Annotated in this window: 6 protein-coding genes; 2 read left to right on the top strand and 4 right to left on the bottom strand. The window is 54.7% G+C overall.

Annotation, left to right across the window (positions count from 1 at the left end; genetic code table 11):
- Together AC4FIJ_RS16350 and AC4FIJ_RS16345 are read left to right on the top strand one after the other, a co-directional pair.
- On the top strand, positions 1 to 226 hold a 226-nt coding region (locus AC4FIJ_RS16350; RefSeq protein ID WP_490337686.1), incomplete at its 5' end, for an IS1096 element passenger TnpR family protein.
- Between the two features lie 482 nt (positions 227 to 708).
- Entirely contained in the window at positions 709 to 1,152 is a 444-nt protein-coding gene (locus tag AC4FIJ_RS16345; protein ID WP_490337685.1) for an HNH endonuclease signature motif containing protein, read from the top strand.
- A 34-nt stretch (positions 1,153 to 1,186) separates the two neighbouring features.
- Here AC4FIJ_RS16345 and AC4FIJ_RS16340 read toward each other — a convergent pair whose 3' ends face one another.
- From AC4FIJ_RS16340 to AC4FIJ_RS16325, 4 genes are all read right to left on the bottom strand, one after another.
- A complete protein-coding gene (locus AC4FIJ_RS16340) occupies positions 1,187 to 1,750 on the bottom strand; it encodes a hypothetical protein (protein WP_490337684.1) in 564 nt (187 codons plus the stop codon).
- A 283-nt stretch (positions 1,751 to 2,033) separates the two neighbouring features.
- Positions 2,034 to 2,504 carry a DNA-directed RNA polymerase subunit alpha C-terminal domain-containing protein gene (locus AC4FIJ_RS16335; RefSeq protein ID WP_490337683.1) on the bottom strand — a complete coding sequence of 157 codons (471 nt, stop codon included), beginning with the start codon at positions 2,502 to 2,504 and terminating at the stop codon, positions 2,034 to 2,036.
- 87 nt (positions 2,505 to 2,591) lie between these two features.
- Positions 2,592 to 2,939 (bottom strand): hypothetical protein, encoded by a 348-nt coding sequence (locus AC4FIJ_RS16330; protein ID WP_490337682.1) that lies wholly within the window; start codon positions 2,937 to 2,939, stop codon positions 2,592 to 2,594.
- A 652-nt stretch (positions 2,940 to 3,591) separates the two neighbouring features.
- Entirely contained in the window at positions 3,592 to 4,002 is a 411-nt protein-coding gene (locus AC4FIJ_RS16325) for a hypothetical protein (protein ID WP_490337681.1), read from the bottom strand.
- Between the last annotated feature and the right edge of the window lie 160 nt (positions 4,003 to 4,162).

The raw sequence follows: 4,162 nt of genomic DNA, 5'->3' as shown, positions 1-4,162 counted from the left end.
CGAGCGCAATTGCCCGCCCGAAGATTGCGGCGGGATTAGCGGCTTCTACGAAATGTTCGATGCCAGGTCCGATCCCACGCACGAGGAACATGCTGACATCTGCCGATGGCTCGACGATTACGACCCAGAGGAACTGGATATCTTCCCCATCCAGGTCGCCCTCGGCCGTATCGCCGCCAAACGCAACGCCGCCGCAAAGCGCATCATCTCGAAAAAGGGCTCCTAGCCATCGCGCTGCGGTCCTCACCGGATGGGTACATATATTCTCTCCTGTGGCCTGTCCGTCGGTACCTGCCAGCGGTGCTTGATCGAACTGCAAAACTTGGGGTTCATCCGGTGCACTGAGAAAGGAGCCTTCAGCCCAAGACGCTGCATGCAAGTCTGTGGCGCTATACGTGGCAGGCTTGGCCAAAAGGCAAGATTGGGACCGACGCGCGAATACGAAGCGTGGCAGCCTCAAAATAATTCACGGATGCAAGTTTCGCACGAACCGAATGCAAATTTGTCCGAGAATGAAGGGAACACCCCCGTCACGGATGCAGAAACTGCTACCGGTCAATCTGGAAAACCGCTCGTTCCTACCAATTCGACCTCGGACAGAATTGCTTCACTTACTTGTTACCAGGGTTCCCTGAGCGAACAGCCCAAAACAGAACAACGTAAACAAGCCAATTCCTATGAACGGACCGATTTGGCCGATCTTTGGGAATGGACTGTCGACCACCTGCAGCGCAGCGAACCCGGCGAGTAATCGCGGCTGGCAAAGGAAGTCCCGATTCCGGCAGCAAGCCTCAGCAAGTTCATCAACGGAGGCGGCATGCCCGAGGAGTACAGGGAGCTGCTAACCGATGCGGTCATGGTGTTCTGATGGTTTGGCATAGAAACCGACCAGACAAGGCCCGCCATTACGGCGCAGCCTTCAAGCGGATTTGCAAGCGGCTGCTGGCAGGCAATCCCATGTGCGCGATCTGTGAGGAACGACCGGCCAAGATCGCCGATCACCGGACACCGATCTGCCTTGGCGGGGAAACAACCGAAGCCAACCTGCAGGCGATTTGCCCATCCTGTTTGATGTCGAAGACCGGCAAGGAAGGCGCAGCAATGCGAGCGGCCAAGTGTCGGGCAAGGCAACGGCAAGAGCCAAGAACGTGATGGCCGGGCACAACTATTGGCCCGACACGCAAAATCAAGGGATCGTGTTCCAGCCAAATTTCTGCATTAAGAGGTCACGCCAATTAGGATCTGCCGGTCGGATGATGTCGTCCGGAGCGTCCCCCCGTATTGCGAGCGATTGCCCGTCCTTCAGAAGCACGCCCCAATCGCCGCGCTTCAGTGATTTGAAACGGCGTAGTGCTCTCGCATCATCGGCGGCATCGAAATCGAGGGTTTGCCGCATGCCACCCTCGTCTTCACCCAGTGTTACGCGATATTTCGCCAAGCGTTCTGCCTTTGAAAACGTTGGAGCAAAGGCGAAGGCGCCCTCTTTAAATTGCTCGACCGCCAAAGCTTTAGGCAGTCGTGGTAAATATTCGGTTAGGACGATCATGCGGGGGGATCGGCATTCTCCGCCATGCATGCCAGCCGCTGAACCGCATCCGTCCCCATGCGGAGATTTTATCCCGCTGTTTGAATACCGGGGGGCGCTTTCAAACTCTGGCGCCTGCGGATCAAGGCCACCCGGTAACGTTTGGAAAACGGCAAGCACGGCGATGGCCGCTAAGCCCGGTAGCATTCTTTCGAAGAATTGCATGGAAGACCCCACTTGATCTATGCGCTGAGCATAACACGCTGAACTGCCTTGATCGAATCGTCCGCGCTCTGTTCCTAACAATGAATGGGCCGCATCAAGCTTGAAACGATCACCGATCTCGCCCGGCGCGGCTATAATGCAAAAATTCCCTGCCTAGGCTGCGGGCATGCCTCGCATTGGAATACGGTCGAACTGGCGATGGAACTGCAACGCCGCAGGAAATCGCTCAAGATCGATGCGGTGGAGCCGCACATGCGGTGCCGGGCCTGTGGGAAGCGTGGCGCTATGATTCAGCCGGTGGAGATGTTTTCGCAGATGCGCAGAAATGCGAGAAACCTGTCTTCGCAATCGGCAGACCGAGGGTTCGCCGCCAATATCGGTAATTTTGAAAGAGTGTGCTGACAGAGCTAGGTGAGACACCAAACTCCTTTGCTATGTCGACCATTGAACGGTCACACGCCAATGCTTCAATAATTGCAGTATTTCGTTCTGAATTAACGCGAGCATCCCAGAAGACGCGAAATGCCATTTCGTAGTCTTCGGTTTTAGGCACACTGCTTACTGCGGCGACCTTTTTCCGGAGATCAGAAAGGATTTTCTCTCCCATATTAGGAATTTTTAGCGCTTCGATATCACTTAGCGCATTGAGCTGACCAATAGTGGTGATCCCGTCTTTGGCGAGCGCATTAACTGCCTTGTCGGTCAAACCGCAGAACCGAAGTGATACATCATCAATTGTGTCTGGAAGAAACATATGAGTCGTCAATGAAGCAGTTCTAAAAATTGTTGAACTGTTCCTGATACCGGCTTCTTGCAACGATGGATTGAAATTGAACCATTATCAGCAGCGCCTGACTGGCATGGCCCGCGATACAGGTGTATAGCCGGTCGAGCATTCCTGATTGCGCAGTTTAGCCAGCAGGCTTTGAAACACCACCGGGTGTAGCGGTTGCTCAAATCTTAGACCTGCGTTGATGCCAGGCTGAACCCATCGCACTGTAGCGTGCAGCGGACCGATGTTTGCGATGCCGACCTTGATCCTATCTCCCTCGTACAGTGCTGCAGGTATACCTTCGATCTTGCATCCATGGCAGGTGAGATCAAGAATCGTGACGTTCTGGGCTGGCTGAAAAGCGTGGCGAAAGGAACCCACAGTCTCAACCGGTTCGCGCGAAGCCGACCTCTTCATAATTTACTTCCTTTGCGACCTAAGCCACAGTTTTTGCATACCAATTGGAGAATGAATAGCGCTGTGCGACCAAAGAACCGCCCCGCGGACCAGGAGCCATGCGGGACGGTTCCGAAGCGGTAGGTCGCAACCCTTGCCCCCGTGCGCGCCATGACACGCGCACAAGGCTTCCTTGGGGCAACGATGGTTAATGGCGTGTGAGGACGCCTCAATTCGGGGCTACGACATGAAACGCCCTCGGCATACAATAGCCGCAAAGATTGGAATGAGGAAGAGGGAGCCTGAGAGAAGCCTATGCTCGGCGGCTTCGCTCCTGCACTGCTTTTCGGGTCGTTTAAGCTAAACTTTGCAGCTGGCCCGCTAACCAATGTCGCCAATTTCGTCGAACCGTTCTGCCAATGCAGTTAGCTCACTTGAGTGGTTCGGCAAAGTCTCAAGGGCCACAAGCGCATCCAGGGATTCCGTCAGCACAACCGCCTCTTTTGAATGTGGCTATCGGGGGCCAACCGTGTTCACAGACAACGTAGCGCCATCCGACCGGTTCCGCGCGTTGGCGAGACTTCCTCGTGTGACTGCTGGATGTGGCGGGCGATCATCCAACCGGTGGACCAGACATGAAGCAAGTCGTTTGGTCTAACTGCGCCTGACGCAATCATCCTAGGAGAATCAATCCTAACAAAAAGGCGTTCACTCCGATGGCAAGAGCCACAAAGACGGTCGCGCGAAACGTGCTGCAGGTCGGCGTTTGAACCCGCGGAGATTCTGGCAGTTCGCTGACGCCTTCCATGATCGCGCGAACGGTAGGCGAATTGTAACGATGTTTGTTGGACATCCGGTAGTCATAGCCTGAAACCCTTTCACTAAAGTTTTCAGTCACAGGTGTCTGCAGGAAAAAAACAGGGTTTCGCTTCATTGACTTTCGCAACTGGCTATCTGCAAAACGCGGGAACGGCGTGCTGCTGCTCGGGCTTCTGCCCCAGACGTTAAACAATACTATTTGAAAGAAGCCGATCGATGGGAATGGTTGGCCGCAGAGATCTCTCCCAATTCCAGCCGCCCGCATCCTGAGATATTTCCTGGAGAGTAGGAGCGTTGTCGAGTGTCCCGACAGCGCTCTTTTCCTGCAGGTTAGGGCGAGACGATTTAGGGAGTGACGTGACCCCCTGATTTTCCTCCAAGCTTGATTAGAGTCCGGCCCTACGATGCTCTGCTACCCAACCTTG

This window comes from Croceicoccus sp. (assembly GCF_983967925.1).
The sequence above is the reverse complement of the archived record's forward strand: the minus strand, read 5'-3'. Positions and strand labels throughout refer to the sequence as shown.